General features: G+C 51.0%; 14 protein-coding genes. 4 read left to right on the forward strand and 10 right to left on the reverse strand.

Annotated features, from left to right (window positions below; translation table 11 throughout):
- Positions 1-42: 42 nt before the first annotated feature.
- Positions 43-690 (forward strand): MBL fold metallo-hydrolase, encoded by a 648-nt coding sequence (locus SGBXF1_RS08465; RefSeq protein WP_037421989.1) that lies wholly within the window; start codon positions 43-45, stop codon positions 688-690.
- Between the two features lie 70 nt (positions 691-760).
- On the opposite strand, the gene SGBXF1_RS08470 is transcribed toward SGBXF1_RS08465, so the two are convergent.
- The 5 genes from SGBXF1_RS08470 to SGBXF1_RS08490 form a co-directional block, all read right to left on the reverse strand.
- Positions 761-1,951, reverse strand: coding sequence for an amino acid aminotransferase (locus SGBXF1_RS08470; RefSeq protein WP_130380022.1), 1,191 nt, complete (start codon positions 1,949-1,951; stop codon positions 761-763).
- A gap of 245 nt (positions 1,952-2,196) precedes the next feature.
- Entirely contained in the window at positions 2,197-3,321 is a 1,125-nt protein-coding gene (ompC, locus tag SGBXF1_RS08475; protein ID WP_037421995.1) for a porin OmpC, read from the reverse strand.
- Positions 3,322-3,623: 302 nt separating this feature from the next.
- Positions 3,624-5,024, reverse strand: a complete 1,401-nt coding sequence (gene asnS / locus SGBXF1_RS08480) for an asparagine--tRNA ligase (protein WP_037421998.1) — start codon at positions 5,022-5,024, stop codon at positions 3,624-3,626.
- Positions 5,025-5,250: 226 nt separating this feature from the next.
- Complete coding sequence (pncB, locus tag SGBXF1_RS08485) at positions 5,251-6,456, reverse strand: nicotinate phosphoribosyltransferase (protein WP_061807228.1); 1,206 nt, start codon at positions 6,454-6,456, stop codon at positions 5,251-5,253.
- A 254-nt stretch (positions 6,457-6,710) separates the two neighbouring features.
- Positions 6,711-8,411: a GGDEF domain-containing protein gene (locus tag SGBXF1_RS08490; RefSeq protein WP_130380026.1), complete on the reverse strand. Its 1,701-nt coding sequence runs from the start codon at positions 8,409-8,411 to the stop codon at positions 6,711-6,713.
- A gap of 448 nt (positions 8,412-8,859) precedes the next feature.
- On the opposite strand from SGBXF1_RS08490, the gene pepN reads away from it, so the two are divergent.
- Positions 8,860-11,475 carry an aminopeptidase N gene (gene pepN, locus SGBXF1_RS08495; protein ID WP_186428164.1) on the forward strand — a complete coding sequence of 872 codons (2,616 nt, stop codon included), beginning with the start codon at positions 8,860-8,862 and terminating at the stop codon, positions 11,473-11,475.
- A 31-nt stretch (positions 11,476-11,506) separates the two neighbouring features.
- On the opposite strand, the gene ssuB is transcribed toward pepN, so the two are convergent.
- The 5 genes from ssuB to ssuE are packed head-to-tail and all read right to left on the reverse strand — an operon-like array spanning position 11,507 to position 15,820.
- Entirely contained in the window at positions 11,507-12,283 is a 777-nt protein-coding gene (gene ssuB, locus SGBXF1_RS08500; protein ID WP_061807234.1) for an aliphatic sulfonates ABC transporter ATP-binding protein, read from the reverse strand.
- Positions 12,280-13,074, reverse strand: coding sequence for an aliphatic sulfonate ABC transporter permease SsuC (gene ssuC, locus SGBXF1_RS08505; protein WP_061807235.1), 795 nt, complete (start codon positions 13,072-13,074; stop codon positions 12,280-12,282). The genes ssuB and ssuC overlap by 4 nt, the downstream gene beginning before the upstream one ends.
- An 11-nt stretch (positions 13,075-13,085) precedes the next feature.
- Entirely contained in the window at positions 13,086-14,234 is a 1,149-nt protein-coding gene (gene ssuD, locus SGBXF1_RS08510; RefSeq protein ID WP_186428165.1) for an FMNH2-dependent alkanesulfonate monooxygenase, read from the reverse strand.
- Between the two features lie 16 nt (positions 14,235-14,250).
- On the reverse strand, positions 14,251-15,216 hold the full coding sequence (locus tag SGBXF1_RS08515) for a sulfonate ABC transporter substrate-binding protein (protein WP_186428166.1): 966 nt from the start codon (positions 15,214-15,216) through the stop codon (positions 14,251-14,253).
- Between the two features lie 25 nt (positions 15,217-15,241).
- Positions 15,242-15,820, reverse strand: coding sequence for an NADPH-dependent FMN reductase (gene ssuE, locus SGBXF1_RS08520; RefSeq protein WP_037422018.1), 579 nt, complete (start codon positions 15,818-15,820; stop codon positions 15,242-15,244).
- A gap of 259 nt (positions 15,821-16,079) precedes the next feature.
- Between ssuE and pyrD the strand changes: the two genes are divergently transcribed.
- Together pyrD and SGBXF1_RS08530 are read left to right on the forward strand one after the other, a co-directional pair.
- Positions 16,080-17,090 carry a quinone-dependent dihydroorotate dehydrogenase gene (gene pyrD / locus SGBXF1_RS08525; protein ID WP_037422021.1) on the forward strand — a complete coding sequence of 337 codons (1,011 nt, stop codon included), beginning with the start codon at positions 16,080-16,082 and terminating at the stop codon, positions 17,088-17,090.
- A gap of 175 nt (positions 17,091-17,265) precedes the next feature.
- Positions 17,266-17,814, forward strand: a complete 549-nt coding sequence (locus tag SGBXF1_RS08530; RefSeq protein WP_037422023.1) for a cell division protein ZapC — start codon at positions 17,266-17,268, stop codon at positions 17,812-17,814.

The following is a 17,814-nucleotide window of genomic DNA, read 5'->3' on the forward strand; positions in this document are numbered from 1 at the left end:
CGCCAGCCCGTCAGGGTATGGCGCTGTTGTCGTTGGAGCCTTATGAAATACCAAATTATTCCCGTTACCGCCTTTAGTCAGAACTGCAGCGTGATCTGGTGTGAGAGCACCCAACAGGCGGCGTTGGTCGATCCCGGTGGCGATGCGGAAAAACTGAAGGCTGAAATAGCAAAGCAGGGCGTGACTGTCACGCAGATACTGCTAACGCATGGCCATCTCGATCACGTAGGTGCAGCTGCTGAGCTGGCTGAACATTATCAGGTGCCGATCTACGGCCCGGATAAAAAAGACGCTTTCTGGCTGGATGGCTTGCCTGCACAGAGTCGTATGTTTGGACTCGAAGAATGTGCGCCGCTGACACCAACAAAGTGGTTGGAAGAAGGGGACAGTGTGCAGGTGGGCGAGATGACGCTTAAGGTGCTGCATTGCCCAGGCCATACTCCCGGCCATATCGTGTTTATTAATGAACAGGCGAGATTGGCGCTGGTGGGTGACGTGCTGTTTAACGGCGGTGTGGGGCGTAGTGATTTCCCGCAAGGTGATCACCAGGCGTTGATCAACTCGATTCGCACCAAGCTATTGCCGCAAGGTGACGACATGGCGTTTATTCCTGGTCATGGGCCAATGTCTACCTTCGGTCAAGAACGTGAAACAAATCCGTTCCTGCGTGAAGAGCCCGCTATCTGGTAGGATTATTTCCCGGCAGAAATAACTAAGGGGCGCTTTTAGCGCCCCTTTTGCTATATATCCGCAATGACTTTTACAGCACGGCGACGATGGCTTCGCACAGCGGTGCCATATTGTCCGGGGTCATGCCCGCAACGTTCACGCGACCAGAGTTAACGGCATAGACGCCAAACTCTTCGCGCAGGCGCAGTACTTGTTCTTTGGTTAGCCCGCTGAACGAGAACATGCCGTTCTGATTGATGATAAAGCTGAAGTCCTGCTCCGCGCCTTTCTCCTGTAGGGTATTCACGAACAGCTGACGCATACGGTGAATGCGTTGACGCATATCTGTCAGCTCTTGCTCCCACAATGCACGTAGTGCGTCGTTACCCAAGATTGTCGCAACAATGGCGGCGCCATGTGACGGTGGGTTGGAGTAGTTGGCACGAATGGCGGCTTTCACCTGACTGAAGGCACGATCGGCGGTTTCGGCATCCGCGGCAACAATGGTGCAGGCACCGACGCGCTCGTTGTAAAGACCGAAGTTCTTTGAGTAAGAACTGGCAACGATCAGTTCCTTATGCTTGGCAGCAAAAATGCGCAGGCCCTGGGCATCTTCTTCCAGGCCTTTTGCAAAACCCTGGTAAGCAAAGTCGAACAGCGGCAGCCAACCGTTAGCCACGGACAATTCTGCCAACTGAGCCCATTGCTCTGCTGTTGGATCAATGCCGGTTGGGTTATGGCAGCAGCCGTGGAACAGGACCACATCACCGGCCTGAGCCTGTTTTAGGCTATTTAGCAAACCATCGAAGTCTAATGAATGATTGGCGGCATCGTAGTAAGCATATTCCAACACTTCAAGGCCGACGGCGCCGAATACGTTATTGTGGTTCGGCCAGCTTGGATTACTGATCCAGATACGCTTTGCGCTGGTCTGATTGGCGATGAAGTCAGCTGCCACACGCAGGCCACCGGTGCCGCCTGGTGTTTGTGCGGTACGTGCACGCTTGTCAGCGATGATAGGGCTTTGTTTGCCGAACAGTAGCTCTTGCGTACAGTTGGCGAACGCAGGAATCCCCTCAATGCCGAGATAGTTTTTGGTGGTCTCATTTTCCAGCAGATACTGTTCAGCTTTTTTAACGCTAGTCAGCACCGGGGTTTTACCGGTTTCATCTTTGTATACGCCAATCCCCAGGTTGATTTTGTTAGGGCGTGCGTCAGCGCGGAAAATGTCGGTCAGACCCAAGATTGGATCGGCAGGTGCAGCAGTGATTTTTTCAAACATGTCAGGTGCTTCCATGGCTCGGAGTTAAGCAGACAGAGGCATCAGGGTAGCGCCAGTTATGCCCTTTGCCAACCGTTTGCGAGAAAAACACCTCGATCTTGTGAAGGTTGCATATTCGGCATAAAAAATGATGGGGAAGGGGGGATTAGCAGGATAAAAATTTACGCGTTATACAAAAACAAAAACAGGGCCGAAGCCCTGTTTTTTAACTTGTCCGACGGTAAATCGTCGTTAAGTGTGACAACTTAGAACTGGTAAACCAGACCAACAGCTACGATATCGTCGGTAGCAGTGCCAGTGGCTTTAGTGAATTCGTTGTCGTCCAGCAGGTTGATTTTGTAATCAACATAGGTAGACATGTTTTTGTTGAAGTAGTAAGTGGTACCAACAGAAACATATTTAACCAGATCTTGGTCAGAACCTGCGCCTGGGACGTTCAGGTTCTTACCTTTAGACTGCAGGTAAGATACTTCTGGACGCAGACCGAAGTCAAACTGGTACTGAGCAGTCACTTCGAAGTTCTGAGTTTTGCTAGCAAAACCGCCGCAATCTGTAGAAGCATTACAGGTTGAGCTGAAGTTACCACCGCCGTATGGTGTCATGTTACGGGTTTCGGAGTACATGGTTGCCAGGTAAACGTTGTTCGCGTCATATTTAGCACCAACAGTCCATGCATCAGCCTTGTCGCCACGTTCGTTAGAACGCAGTTTCTGATCATCGGTACGGTTAGAAGAAGCATATGCAGCACCTACGCTGATGCCTTCGCCGATGTCATAAGTAGAAGACAGGCCCCAACCGTCGCCGTTTTGTTTCTTAACATCACGACCGTCGTTCTGGTTTTTACCTTGGTACTGAATTGCGAAGTTCAGACCGTCAACCAGACCGAAGAAGTTGTTGTTACGGTAAGTAGCAACGCCGTTAGTACGGCCAGTCATGAAGTTGTCAGTGTAGGTATAAGTATCGCCACCGAATTCTGGCAGCATATCTGTCCAGCCTTCTACGTCGTACAGTACGCCGTAGTTACGACCGTAGTCGAATGAACCGTAGTCAGCGAATTTCAGACCAGCGAAGCCCAGACGAGTCTTGGTGCCTTCGGTGCCTTGAGATTCAGAGTGGTTAGCTTGAACGTTGTATTCCCACTGGCCGTAACCGGTCAGTTGGTCAGTAATCTGGGTTTCACCTTTGAAGCCGAAACGAACATAGGTCTGATCGCCATCATTACCTTTGTCGTCTGAGAAGTAGTGCAGACCGTCAACTTTGCCGTACAGATCCAGCTTGTTGCCGTCTTTGTTGTAGATTTCAGCAGCGTTTGCTGCACCAGCTGCTAACAGAGCTGGGATTACCACTGCAAGAATGTTGCGCTTCATCATTATATTACCCTCATTGGTGTTATTCGGACACCTTTGCCACTGCCGCCAATAATTCTTTTGAACTATTGTTGATAGATTGGTGTCGTCCTGTGTCTGCACGCAGTGTTCCATTCACAGCCGGGTTAATCTAGAACGAAAATGCTACCAATGTCGCAATGAGGTTTCAAAAAGAAAGTATTTGTAACTAAATGTAATATTCAGGGAACTTTGTGACGTGGGTCAATATTAAAAAATGCGAAAGGCCAGCAAAGCTGGCCTTGGTTTTGTAACTAAATTAATTAAAAAATGTATTATCTGATTAATTAAAAGCTTGCATTACGTGGCGTACGCGGGAATGGAATGACATCACGCACGTTTTGTACACCGGTCACATAGGCGATTAAACGTTCAAAGCCCAAACCGAAGCCAGCATGAGGTACGGTGCCGTAACGACGCAGATCACGATACCACCAGTAATCTTCTTTATTCAGGCCCATAGCTTCCAGACGTTGATCCAGCACATCCAAACGTTCTTCACGCTGTGCGCCACCGATGATTTCACCAATGCCTGGGGCTAACACGTCCATCGCTGCAACGGTTTTGCCATCTTCGTTCATACGCATATAGAAAGCTTTGATGTCTTTCGGGTAGTTTTTTACGACAACCGGTGCTTTGAAGTGTTTCTCCGCCAGGTAGCGCTCATGCTCGGAAGACAGATCGATACCCCAGGAGACTGGGTTTTCGAACGTCTGACCTGATGCGATCAGAATTTCCACGGCTTCTGTGTAATCCACCTGAGCGAAATCGGAAGAGACAAAACGCTGCAGGCGGTCGATTGCATCTTTGTCTACGCGCTCGGCGAAGAACTGCATGTCATCCATACGTTCGTTCAATACGGCCTGGAACACATACTTCAACATTTTTTCTGCCAGCTCGGCGATGTCTTCTAAATTTGCAAACGCCACTTCTGGTTCGATCATCCAAAACTCCGCCAGGTGGCGGCTGGTGTTGGAATTCTCAGCGCGGAATGTTGGGCCGAACGTGTAAATTTTAGACAATGCGCAGGCGTAGGTTTCGCCGTTCAGCTGGCCGGAAACGGTCAGGAATGCTTCTTTACCGAAAAAGTCCTGGCTGAAATCGACAGCCCCTTTATCAGTACGCGGCAGGTTTTCCAGATCCAGCGTTGAAACGCGGAACATTTCGCCAGCGCCTTCAGTATCGGAAGCGGTGATCAGCGGAGTGGAAACCCAGAAGAAGCCATTTTCGTGATAGAAACGGTGAATGGCCTGCGCCAGCGTATGACGCACGCGCGCAACGGCACCGATCAGGTTGGTTCGTGGACGAAGGTGAGCGACCTCGCGTAGGTATTCGATGCTATGGCGCTTAGCCGCCATCGGGTAGGTGTCCGGATCGTCAACCCAGCCAACGACTTTAATCGCGGTTGCTTGCAGCTCGAAACTCTGGCCTTCACCCGGAGAGGCGACGACTTTACCCGTAACTTCAATCGAACAGCCTGTGGTCAGATGCAGCACTTCATCCTGATAATTCGGCAGAGAATTATTAACGACGGCCTGTAACGGATCAAAGCAGGAACCGTCATAGACGGCCAGGAAGGAGATACCAGCTTTAGAATCTCTCCGGGTACGCACCCAACCGCGCACGGTGACTTCACTGTCAACCGCAGCACGGCCTTGCAGTACGTCGACTACAGGCACTACGCTCATAGATTTCTCTCTTTAATTATTTGGTTTAGAAATAGCTTACAACCCAAGAATATGGGGATGTTGCTATGTTACTTGCCGCGGTGCAGAGCACAAGCAGAAATCGCCGGATTGATGCAACATTTCTTGGGGAAGCGCGAAAAGGGAGCAACGAAAAGTATCTTATAAAGAAGAAAAAGCCGGCGGGGGAAATTCAGCCGGCTTTTTAGCGTACGCAGAACGGGGGCGCTTAGCTCGCCTTCTTCACCAGCGGTAGGTCGAAAGCCTTACGTAATGCTTTTACAAAGGCTTGATCCTGGCAGATGGTTTTGCCTGGGCTATCGGAGAGTTTCGCCACCGGTTTGCCTTTGCATTCAACGAGCTTAATCACGATGTTCAGCGGTTTTACGCCGGGAATATCGCAGGTCAGGCGTGTACCTATGCCGAACACCAGGTTGACGCGTTGGTAAAAGTGCCGGTAGAGCGCCAGTGCTTTGTCCAAATCCAGGTTATCAGAGAACACCAACGTTTTACTCATCGGATCAATACCGAGCTTCTGGTAATGCGCTATGGCTTTCTCACCCCATTCGAACGGGTCACCTGAGTCGTGCCGCAGGCCCTGATAACGTTGGGCGAATTGCAGGCCGAAATCTCGCAGGAAGGCATCCATGGTGATGCAGTCGGTCAGTGCGATGCCGAGCTGGTCTGGGTATTCGTCCAGCCAAGCCTGCAATGCCGCTCGCTGGCTGTTAGCCAACACCGGGCTGATCTGCTGGTGCGCCTGGAACCATTCATGAGCTTGAGTACCTACCGGTGCCAGACCAAGCTGATGTGCAAGATCGTAATTGCTGGTACCGACCAGATACGGGAATTCTTCCTTCAGTGTACTGACGATGGATTGCTGTACTGCCTGCGAGAAGCGGCGGCGGGTGCCGAAGTCCATCAGTTTGAAGCGAGAAATATCCACATCGCTACTCATGGCTTTAAACTGCGCCAGTTTACTGCGCAAATGGGCTACCGCCATGTCCGGTGTGACATCTGGCGAGCGGTGACGGTGTACCACTTCGCTGATGACTGCCAGTAACGGGACTTCCCACATGATCACTTCGCGCCATGGACCGGCAATCCGGATATGCAGTTTTCCCGCGCGATTTTCGATCTGAACCTGTTGCGGATCGTAACGGAACTTGCGCAACCAGCTCAGGTAATCCTCACGGAAGAACGGGAGTCCTGATAGATAGTGGAATTCGGCGTCTGTCAGTGCCAACTGGCTCATCAGTGCAATCTGCGCACGGATTTCGTCGGCATATTCGCCAAGCAGCTCATCACCACGGCAGCGGAATTCCGCCGCCACGCTGATAGCGGGATAGCGATGGAACACTGCTTGCTGCATATGAAGCTTGTAGGCATCAGTATCAAGCAGTGATGTCAAAATCGGGGAGGCGTATTGAGTCATAGCGCGTTACTGCATCCTCGTCAGGCGCGTGTCCAAATCCGGATAATCAAAAAAAGTGGGGGGAGTATACCCGGATTATCCTGTTATTGAAGCTGCATCACACCACAATTCATTGGAGCGGGTCGAGGATTAAACGTGCCTTTATGCGAGCTTGCCATCAGGACACCGGCAGAAAAGCCAGATTCACCTGTAAGGTGAATGACTTAGCCTAATTAGTCATAAAAATTATAATGTTAATTATTTTAAACAACAATTCAGATAAAACCGGTTGGTGTATGAATGCCGATACGGTCTTTGCCGTTATTCTTGCAGAAATAGAGGGCTTCATCTGCTTGTTTGATCGCCGTTGGCAACAGCCCAATGTCGCACACCTGAGCAATGCCACAGCTGGTAGTGAAACGGACTGTTTGCCCATTGGCTAATGTCAGGGTGAGTTGATGGGTCAGCTCGCGTAACGTTGACATGACTTCACGTGCATTTTCCAGCGTACAATTACCCAAAATCACGGCGAATTCCTCCCCCCCATAGCGACAGAAAATGTCGCTGGAACGGAATGTGCTTTGTAATAACTTGCCGAATTCGACCAGGACAAGGTCGCCAACATGATGACCAAAGTTGTCATTGAGGTTTTTGAAGTTATCAATATCGATCAGGCAGAAGGCCAGCGGGTAACTATTGGCTGCCAGAGATTCACACTCGAGAAAAAACTTACGACGGTTATAAATATTGGTTAACGGGTCAAGATACGAGGAGGCTTCCAGTTCCTTGATCAGCAAGTGTTTTTCATTTTCCAATGTCACCTTTTCCAACTGATACTGTTTAAGCTGTTTAATGGCATCGCTGATGGCCATTAGCTCTTGACCGTAAAACACCTCATTGCGATCAATATTCATATTCCCGCGTGATAAGCGCAAAATATTGTTATGTGTTTTTGTCAGCCAGCGGCTGATATTTGAACAATAAACCAGTGTTGGTAGAAAAATAAACAGGGTGATCAGCCCACCCAAGGAAATCATGCCGTAAATCGCTGTCTGGCTGTCATAGATCTTATGCTGTGAAGCGGCGATTTCCATTTCAAAACTACGCTGATAAAGCTGTTGTGAGAGGTCGCTCAGGTTCTTAACGTACTGGTAGATAGAATCAGCGGGGTAGGTGGTGTGCGTATCAACCGCGCTATACAACCCTTCGGTAATACGGCTGATTTGTTTTACAGACAGTTGTTCAAGGATCTCATTCACTAAGAATGTGGTTTGCATGTCGTTATAGGTCAGCTTGATAAAAATTAGCCGGGTACTTAATGCACTCAATACCCCGGTGAGCTGAATTGCTTTTAGATAAGCATCTTTACGTGCGAGTTGGTTGGTATTGACATCAATAACCTGGTCGATCAGTTCGGTCACGGACATATTCAGCCGATTATTCAGCCGCACGGCTTCCAGGAAAAGGAATGAGTCGGCATCAACCATGCGGGTGTCATAGGTGTAGCGGTAATAGCTCTTACTGGCTTGGGAAATGTAGTAAGCACTATTGATATTAAACAGATTGGCCGTGGCATCGGTGACATGTGAAAGTTGCAGGTTGTCATTATTGAGCAACTGCTCCATTAAACTGAGCATGGAGAGCGCGGCGATTTTCTGCCGTATACCAAGCTGTTGCGATATCTCGCTGTCGATGTGTGGCTGAAAACGGGCGATTTTTGCGCGCGCCACGCGATCGGCATCCATCCATTGAGCTGGGGTAATGTGTGGGTTTATCAGACTTAAACGCTTTAAACGGTGCGCCAACAGCGTGGCCTGGAAAGCCTCTGAAATCTCTTTGGTACGGGTAATTTTGTACAGGTTCAGTTGGTTGTCGCGATAGTCGGTTTCTGCCTCAACCAGTTCATCGGAAATAAACAGGGCGAATGAGGACATCAGGGCAAAGGTAAAAAAATAGATCAGATATTTTACTTTCATGTGCGCCGCGCGTCCTTGAGCCAGATGGGTTAATTATACCATTGTGGTTTGCAGGCTGTCTTAACTATACCCGACGGGACGTGGCTGCCGAGTGGGCGCTGCGGGGCAATTGCTGGTTGCCCATGCCCACTGAGAAAAATGGACTTTTTAACCCGAGAAAGGAACCTGAGAGCGTGATGAACACAATGCGGGTTTTTTAGCATTAAATGCTGATTTTTATCCTGCATTAGGTGAAGGAGCCTGACTGGCTGGGTAATTCATCGACAATATTAGGATCCACCTCCGATTTCTCTGCTCTGGTCCCTTGGCATCTCTGGGTTTTTTTTGTAGCTGTGATACAGTTTATTTACAATCAGGCTCATCGAAATTTCTGCTCTTTCTCAACGGCGAAATAAATGCATGATGAAAGCCTGGAACCTGTAACTCACTGAGACGTCAAAGGGTTTTTATGACACAACAGCCACAGGCGAAGTATCGCCACGATTATCGCGCGCCAGATTATACCATCACTGATATTGACCTGGATTTTGAGCTGGATGCAGAGACAACACGCGTAACCGCAGTCAGCAAGATTAAGCGTCAAGGTGCTGCCGACGCGCCATTGGTACTCAACGGTGAAGATCTGACGTTGGTGAGTATTGAGATCGACGGCCAGCCGTGGACGACTTATCAGTTGCAGGATAACAAACTGGTTATCGAGAAACTGCCAGCACAATTTACCATGACCATCGTTAATGATATCCACCCGGCAAAAAACACCGCGCTGGAAGGGTTATATCTGTCTGGCGAAGCGCTGTGCACACAATGTGAGGCAGAAGGCTTCCGCCACATTACCTATTATCTTGATCGTCCAGATGTGCTTGCCCGCTTTACCACTCGTATTGTGGCCGACAAGGCGCGTTACCCGTTCCTGTTGTCAAACGGCAACCGCGTTGGGCAGGGTGAACTGGAAGATGGTCGTCACTGGGTGCAGTGGCAAGATCCGTTCCCAAAACCTTGCTACCTGTTTGCATTGGTTGCCGGGGATTTTGACGTGCTGCGAGACAGCTTCACTACCCGTTCAGGGCGTGATGTTGCGTTGGAGCTGTTTGTTGACCGTGGCAACCTGGATCGCGCTGATTGGGCGATGACTTCCTTGAAGAACTCGATGAAATGGGATGAAACCCGTTTTGGGCTGGAATACGATCTCGACATTTATATGATCGTTGCCGTCGACTTCTTCAACATGGGCGCGATGGAGAATAAAGGGTTAAATATTTTTAACTCCAAGTATGTGCTGGCGAAGGCGGAAACTGCGACCGACAAAGATTACCTGAATATCGAAGCGGTGATTGGTCACGAATACTTCCATAACTGGACTGGCAACCGTGTGACCTGCCGCGATTGGTTCCAGCTCAGCCTGAAAGAAGGTTTGACGGTATTCCGCGATCAGGAATTCAGTTCAGATTTGGGTTCACGTCCGGTTAACCGTATCGATAACGTGCGCGTTATGCGTGGCGCACAATTTGCGGAAGACGCCAGTCCGATGGCGCACGCAATTCGGCCGGACAAAGTTATCGAGATGAACAACTTCTACACTCTGACAGTGTATGAAAAAGGTTCTGAAGTGATCCGCATGCTGCACACACTACTGGGCGAAGAACAATTCCAGAAAGGCATCCAACTGTATTTCGAACGCCATGATGGCAGTGCGGCTACCTGTGATGATTTTGTTCAGGCAATGGAAGACGCGTCTAACGTCGATTTGTCATTGTTCCGCCGTTGGTACAGCCAGTCTGGTACGCCGCAGCTGACCGTGCGTGACGAATATGATGCCGAGCATCAACAGTACCGTCTGCATGTTAGCCAAAAAACGGAACCGACAGCTGATCAACCAGAGAAGTTGCCGCTGCATATTCCACTGGACATCGAATTGTACGACGCAGAAGGTAATGTGATTGCTCTGCAGAAAGACGGTTCGGCGATCAATAACGTACTGAACGTAACCGAAGCCGAACAGACCTTTGTGTTTGACGGTGTCGCACACAAACCGGTGCCGTCTCTGTTGCGTGAGTTTTCAGCACCGGTGAAGCTGGATTACCCGTACAGCGATCAGCAACTGACCTTCCTGATGCAGCACGCCCGTAATGACTTTGCTCGTTGGGATGCGGCGCAAAGCTTGCTGGCTACCTATATCAAGCTGAATGTGGCCAGACACCAGCAGAAACAGCCTTTGTCGCTGCCACTGCATGTTGCTGATGCTTTCCGTGCCGTGCTATTGGACGAGACACTGGATCCGGCATTAGCCGCACAGATCCTGACGTTGCCTTCTGAAAGTGAAATGGCAGAATTGTTCGCTACCATCGATCCGGAAGCCATTGCTGCGGTACACGAAGCAATCGTACGTTGTCTGGCGAAGGAAATGGCCGATGAGTGGTTAGCCGTGTATAACGCCAATAAAACCGACGGTTATCGGGTGGAACACGCTGATATTGCCAAACGTTCCCTGCGCAATGTGTGCCTGGGATACCTGGCCTTTGGTGACGCAGTGCTAGCCGATCGTCTTGTGTCGGAGCAATACCGCCAGGCAGACAACATGACTGATTCTCTGGCGGCGTTGGCTGCGGCGGTAGCTGCACAGTTGCCGTGCCGCGACGCGCTGCTAACGGCATTTGATGAGCGTTGGCACCAGGATGGTCTGGTCATGGACAAATGGTTTGTTTTGCAGGCGACCAGCCCGGCGGCTGACGTGCTGACCAAGGTCCGCAGTTTGCTGACACACCGTTCATTCAGCCTGAGTAATCCAAACCGCACTCGCTCGTTGATCGGTGGCTTTGCTTCAGCTAACCCAGCGGCGTTCCATGCCGCAGACGGCAGTGGTTATCAGTTCCTGGCCGAGATCCTCAGCGATTTGAACCAGCGTAACCCACAGATTGCTGCTCGCCTGATCGAACCGCTGATCCGCCTGAAACGCTATGATGCGTCGCGCCAGGCGTTGATGCGTAAGGCGCTTGAGCAGTTGAAAGGGCTTGAGAACTTGTCTGGCGACCTGTTCGAGAAGATCAGTAAAGCGCTCGACGCATAACTTAAAAAGGGACGGCAATGCCGTCCCTTTTTTAATTCGCGACTCGACGTGAGGTTTCGGTCAGTGTCGGGGGCGGAGACAGCACTCTGTCCAATACTTCAGCCTCCAGCTCTGCCAACTTACTCGATCCTTTACGGCGCGGTCGCGGCAAGTCAATGGTCAGATCCAATCCGATACGTCCTTCCTCAATCAAAATCACCCGATCTGCCAGCGCAATGGCTTCACTGACGTCATGCGTCACCAACAACACGGTGAAACCATGCTGTTGCCATAGTCCTTCGATCAACCCCTGCATTTCGATCCGCGTTAACGCATCCAAGGCGCCTAAAGGTTCATCCAAAAGCAGGAGACGTGGACGATGGATCAATGCGCGGGCCAATGCCACCCGCTGTTTTTGCCCACCGGATAATGCCGCCGGCCACTCACTGGCGCGATCGGCCAATCCGACAGCGTTCAATGCCTGTAACGCATCCTCCCGCCAGTGGCCGCGTAATCCGAGACCGACATTGTCGATCACCTTTTTCCATGGCAGCAGGCGTGCGTCCTGAAACATCAGGCGCGTATCGTCTCTGGCACTGGCGAGCGGTGCATTACCGCTCAGCAATACACCACTGCTGGCGTTTTCCAGCCCGGCCATCAGACGCAGTAGGGTACTTTTACCGCAGCCACTGCGACCGACAACGGCAATAAACTGGCCAGCGCTGATGCGCAACTGAATATTTTCTAGCACCGTGCGGTTGCCGTAGCGTTTGGCAATAGATTCCAGCGTGACCGGGGTGCCTTGGGGAATACGGGCGGGAGCCGTCATAGCGCTTCTCCTTGTTTCAGTTGGTAGGCTGGATGCCAGCGTAACCAGATACGTTCCAGCAACTGGGCACTGACGTCAGCCAACTTGCCGAGTAGGGCATACAGCACAATCGCTACTACCACGACATCTGTCTGTAAGAATTCACGGGCATTCATCGCCAGATAACCGATCCCCGAGTTGGCAGAAATGGTTTCCGCCACGATCAGGGTGAGCCACATAAAACCTAACGCGAAACGTACACCGACCATGATCGAAGGCAGAGCGCCCGGCAAAACCACTTGGGTAAATAACTGAAAACCACTCAGGCCATAGCTGCGCGCCATTTCAAGCAGACCGCGATCGATATTCTTAATGCCGTGATAAGTGTTCAGATAGATAGGAAATAGAGTGCCCAATGCGACCAGAAAGATCTTGGCGGATTCATCGATGCCAAACCACAGGATCACCAGCGGTATCAGTGCCAAATGCGGCACGTTGCGGATCATCTGCACGGAACTGTCCAGCAGACGTTCGCCCCAAGGTGACAGACCGGTTATAAAACCCAGCACAAGCCCAATGCTGCCACCGATGCTAAAGCCGATCAGTGCACGCCAACTGCTGATCGTCAGGTGTTGCCACAGCTCGCCGCTTTTGGTCAGCGTCCAAAAGGCGGTAACCACGGCGCTTGGTGCCGGCAGAATACGGTTCGACAGCCAGCCAGCCTCAACGGATATTTGCCAGATAACCACCAACGCTACTGGCAATGCCCAGGGGGCGAGACGATGCAAGATACGTTGTGTGCCGTTTGCCATAGTGTGGCTCCTCAGCTTTGCGACGCTTTTTGCGGAATATAGATATTGGCCACCACTTCACCCTGTGCTTTGACCGGTCGGCGTTGCGTGGGCGCTTCATTTTCTGCCAGGTCAAGATGTGGGAACAACAGTTCACCAACGTGGTAGGCTTCTTCCAAATGCGGGTAGCCGGACAAGATAAAGGTATCGATACCCAGATCGGCATATTCCTGCATACGCGCCGCCACCGTCGGGCCATCACCCACCAATGCGGTACCGGCTCCGCCACGCACCAGACCAACGCCAGCCCACAGATTAGGGCTGATCTCCAGATTATCTTTCTTGCCGCCGTGCAATGCTGCCATGCGTTGTTGTCCAACGGAGTCAAAGCGAGTAAAGGCCTTCTGGGCGTCGGCGATGGTCTTCTCATCGAGATTGGCGATTAACCGATCGGCGGCCCGCCAGGCTTCTTCTGTGGTTTCACGTACGATCACATGCAGACGTATCCCAAAACGTACCTTGCGACCTTTGGCCGCCGCTTTGGCGCGAACTTCGGCAATTTTTTCTTTTACCTGCGCTGGGGGTTCACCCCAGGTGAGGTACATTTCAACCTGTTCGGCTGCCAGATCCTGCGCAGCGGCGGAGGATCCGCCAAAATAGAGCGGTGGACGTGGCTGTTGCACCGGCGGGTACAGCAGTTTTGCGCCCTTTACCTGAATATGTTTACCGTTAAAATCGACGGTTTCACCTTCCAGTACCTTGCGCCAGACGTGGGTGAACTCTGCTGAGGCTTCGTAACGTTCTTCGTGATTTAGATGCAGACCTTCTGCTGCCAGCTCTTCAGGATCACCGCCGGTGACTAGGTTAAAGAGTGCCCGGCCGTTGGAGAGGCGATCCAGCGTTGCCGCCTGACGCGCCGCCAGTGTGGGTGAAATGATACCTGGGCGTAGCGCGACCAGGAACTTCAGTCGCTGGGTGACTGGAATCAGCGAGGCAGCCACCAGCCAAGAGTCCTCGCATGAACGGCCGGTCGGGATCAATACACCGCCGAAGCCCAGTCGGTCAGCTGCTTGCGCGATTTGCTGTAAATAGCCGTAATCAACACTGCGAGCACCTTCAGTGCTGCCCAGATAGTGGCCGTCGCCATGAGTGGGTAAAAACCAGAATACGTTCAGGCTCATTGTCCGTTCTCCTAAATTATTGGGCGCTTGGGTGCCAGATGCGTTGAGAAATATCGACTTTCACGGGCACCAAATGATTGGCATAAAACAGGTCGGCGGTTTGCTGCTGAGCGGCAATGGTGTGCGCGTCTAAAGGTTTAATAGACGTCGGCGGACGGTGATCCAGATAAGCGGAGATCACGTTCTCTGGCAGACCCATCGCGTTTGCCAACAGTGTGACGCTTTGCGCACGATCGCTGTGGGTCAGTGCATCGGCCTGTGTCAGTACATCGAGCACTTGTTGAATGAACGGTCCGTTGGCTTCGGTATAAGGGCGTACTGCAAGGTAGAAAGAGCCTGTTTGATTAAGCTCGGTACCGTCACCCAGTACCCGCACGCCACCCTGTAGCAAAGCGGCAGAATAGTAGGGATCCCAGATAGTCCAGGCATCGACATTGCCTTGTTGGAAGGCGGCACGGGCATCAGCAGGGGTCAGATAGATAGGCTGAATATCGGTGAATTTTAGCCCTGCTTTTTGCAGTGAGCGCAGCAGTAAGTTGTGGGAGCTGGAACCTTTCTGGAAAGCGACTTTACGCCCTTTCAGATCCGCGACGGTTTTGATTGGGCTGTTCTCCGGCACCAAGATCACTTCCGCCTTGGGCTTTGGTGGCTCTACACCGACATACAGCAAATCCGCCCCGGCGGCTTGGGCGAAGATCGGTGGAATATCGCCAGTACTGCCTAAGTCGATGCTGCCCACGTTCAGAGCTTCGAGCATTTGCGGACCTGCGGGGAATTCGATCCAACTGATTTTGGTATTAGGAAACCGTTGTTCCAGAAGCTGGTGTGATTTCGCCAATACCAGGCTAATCGATCCTTTTTGGTAACCAATGCGGAACTGCGCCGGATCTTGCGCCCTGGCGGTATTGATCCATACCAGTGAGATAATGCCTGCCAATGCGCTGGTACCAAGCCAGCGGCCGAGTGAAGAAAGTCGTTTCATCCTTATTTCCTTATATGCGGTTCTTTCAGGCCGTTTGGCGGGCAAGCAGCGCCGGGGAGATCTTTACCCTTGGCGGTTTACGGCGACCGAGGGCCAGATAAAAGCTTTCCAAGGCTTCTTCCAACCGGGCTGCCATATTTTCGGACAGCGTAACTTCTTCACCGCTAAGCACCACCTGGCTGTCATCGGCAAACACCCCGTGCAACACCTCCTGTGCTTTCAGCGCGGCCAGCACTGGTTTCAAGGCGTAATCCACTGCCAACATATGGCCAATGGATCCGCCAGTGGCCAGCGGCAGCACCACCTTATGGTCTAGTGCGCGCTCGGGCAGCAGATCCAACAAGGTTTTCAAGGCACCGGAGAATGACGCTTTATACACTGGCGTAGAAACCAGCAAGCCGTCGGCTTGCGCCAGTTGTTCAGTAAAGGCTTTGATCGCGGGGCTATTAAAGTTGGCATACAGCAAATCTTCGGCATCAAAGTCGTGCAGGGTGTAGGCAATCACTTCCACGCCTTGCTGTTGCAACCAACGTTGACTCAGGGAAAGCAGTGCAGCTGATCGTGAAGGGATGCGAGGACTGCCGGCCAGTGATATAACGCGCATTACCACTCCTTATAACTAAAAGTTAGGTTTAATGAGTAAATTGTCGAGAAGTGTTTTAAACGTATCAGCAAAGGGGCGGGTTACTTAAATCTCATTTTTTGATTTTGATATGCACAAATGCGGATTGGCGATGGTTTAAACCTTGGCGAGGGGAAACGGTTGCGTAAAAAACACTTTTTTTGCTTTTAATCAATTCCAATTGGCCTGGGGATACCGGATAATACGCCCCCGGTTTGCAACCGGGAAATCAGGAGAGTACATGTACTACCCCATCATCAGAAAAGCGTTGTTCCAGCTCGATCCCGAGCGTGCGCATGAATTGACTTTTCATCAGCTTCGCCGTGTCACCGGCACCCCGTTAGAATTCCTTATTCGTCAGGCTGTGCCGACCAAGCCGGTAAGCTGCATGGGGCTCTCTTTTAAAAACCCATTGGGTTTGGCTGCCGGTCTGGATAAAGACGGTGAATGTATCGATGCGTTTGGTGCCATGGGTTTTGGCTTTGTCGAAGTCGGCACTGTGACGCCGCGCCCGCAGGCAGGTAATGATAAGCCGCGTCTGTTCCGTATTGTGGAAGCGGAAGGCCTGATCAACCGTATGGGCTTTAATAACCGGGGTGTAGATAACCTGGTTGAAAACGTTAAGAAATCTCATTTCGGCGGTATTCTTGGGATTAATATCGGCAAGAATAAAGATACCCCGGTTGAGCAAGGAAAAGACGATTATCTGATCTGCATGGATAAAGTTTATCCGTATGCCGGATATATCGCGATTAACATTTCGTCACCAAATACTCCGGGATTACGTTCTTTACAGTACGGGGAAGCGTTGGACGATCTTCTGGCCGCGATTAAAAATAAACAGCAGGAATTGCATGCGCGGCATCACAAATATGTGCCTGTCGCTGTAAAGATCGCGCCGGATCTTTCTGAAGAAGAGTTGATCCAAATAGCGGACAGTTTGGTTCGCCATAATATCGATGGCGTGATCGCGACCAATACCACACTGGATCGTAAATTGATCCAGGGGCTGAATTATTGCGAACAAATGGGTGGCCTAAGTGGTCGCCCGCTACAGGCGAGTAGCACCGACGTGATCCGCCGTCTGTCACTTGAGCTGCAAGGGCGTTTGCCAATTATTGGTGTTGGCGGAATTGATTCCCTGATGGCGGCGCGTGAAAAAATGGCAGCCGGGGCTTCCTTGGTACAAATTTATTCCGGATTTATCTTCAAAGGTCCGCGCCTGATTAAAGATATCGTTAACTACATCTAATATTTTTCCTTTCATTTTCGGCCGGGGGTTTATTTCTTCTCCCGGCTCGTCTATATTTTGTCCACTAGCATAAATATCGTTCGCGGAATTATCCGATGTTTAAGCGACTTTAGTGGTGATAAAATCACCTTTTAGGGTAAATACAGCGTGGCATGGGCAGCGAGAAGGATAAGAGATGAAGATAAAACCTGACGATAATTGGCGTTGGTATTTTGACGCTGAACATGATCGGCTAATGCTGGATTTAGCAAATGGTATGATCTTTCGTTCGCGTTTCCCTGCCAAAATGTTAACGCCGGATGCCTTCGATGAATGCTCTTTCTGTGTCGATGACGCGGCGCTTTATTTTAATTATGAAGAGCAGTGCAAACAGATAAAGCTGAGTCACGAGCAACGTGCTGAGCTGGTATTAAATGCCTTGGTGGCTTATCGATTCTTGAAACCGCTAATGCCGAAAAGCTGGCATTTTTCTCAGCAACATTATCCGTTACAGCCAAAGAATGGTGAACTGGCGGCAGTGAAGGTGATGGAAAGCGGGGTTGAAGCCCGTTTGCTGGTGGTGGAAGCCGGCGATAACGCTAGCCTTTGTCTGCTTGCGCAAAATCAGCTGTCAGTCGCTGGCCGTACCATGGTGTTGGGTGATGCAATCAAAGTGATGCACGATCGCCTTAAACCCTGTGCGCAAGATGAAGCTTCCGTTCCGGCTTACGACAGGGCAATGTAA

The sequence above is a fragment of the Serratia grimesii genome, assembly GCF_900186025.1.
Taxonomy (GTDB): Bacteria; Pseudomonadota; Gammaproteobacteria; order Enterobacterales; family Enterobacteriaceae; genus Serratia; species Serratia grimesii.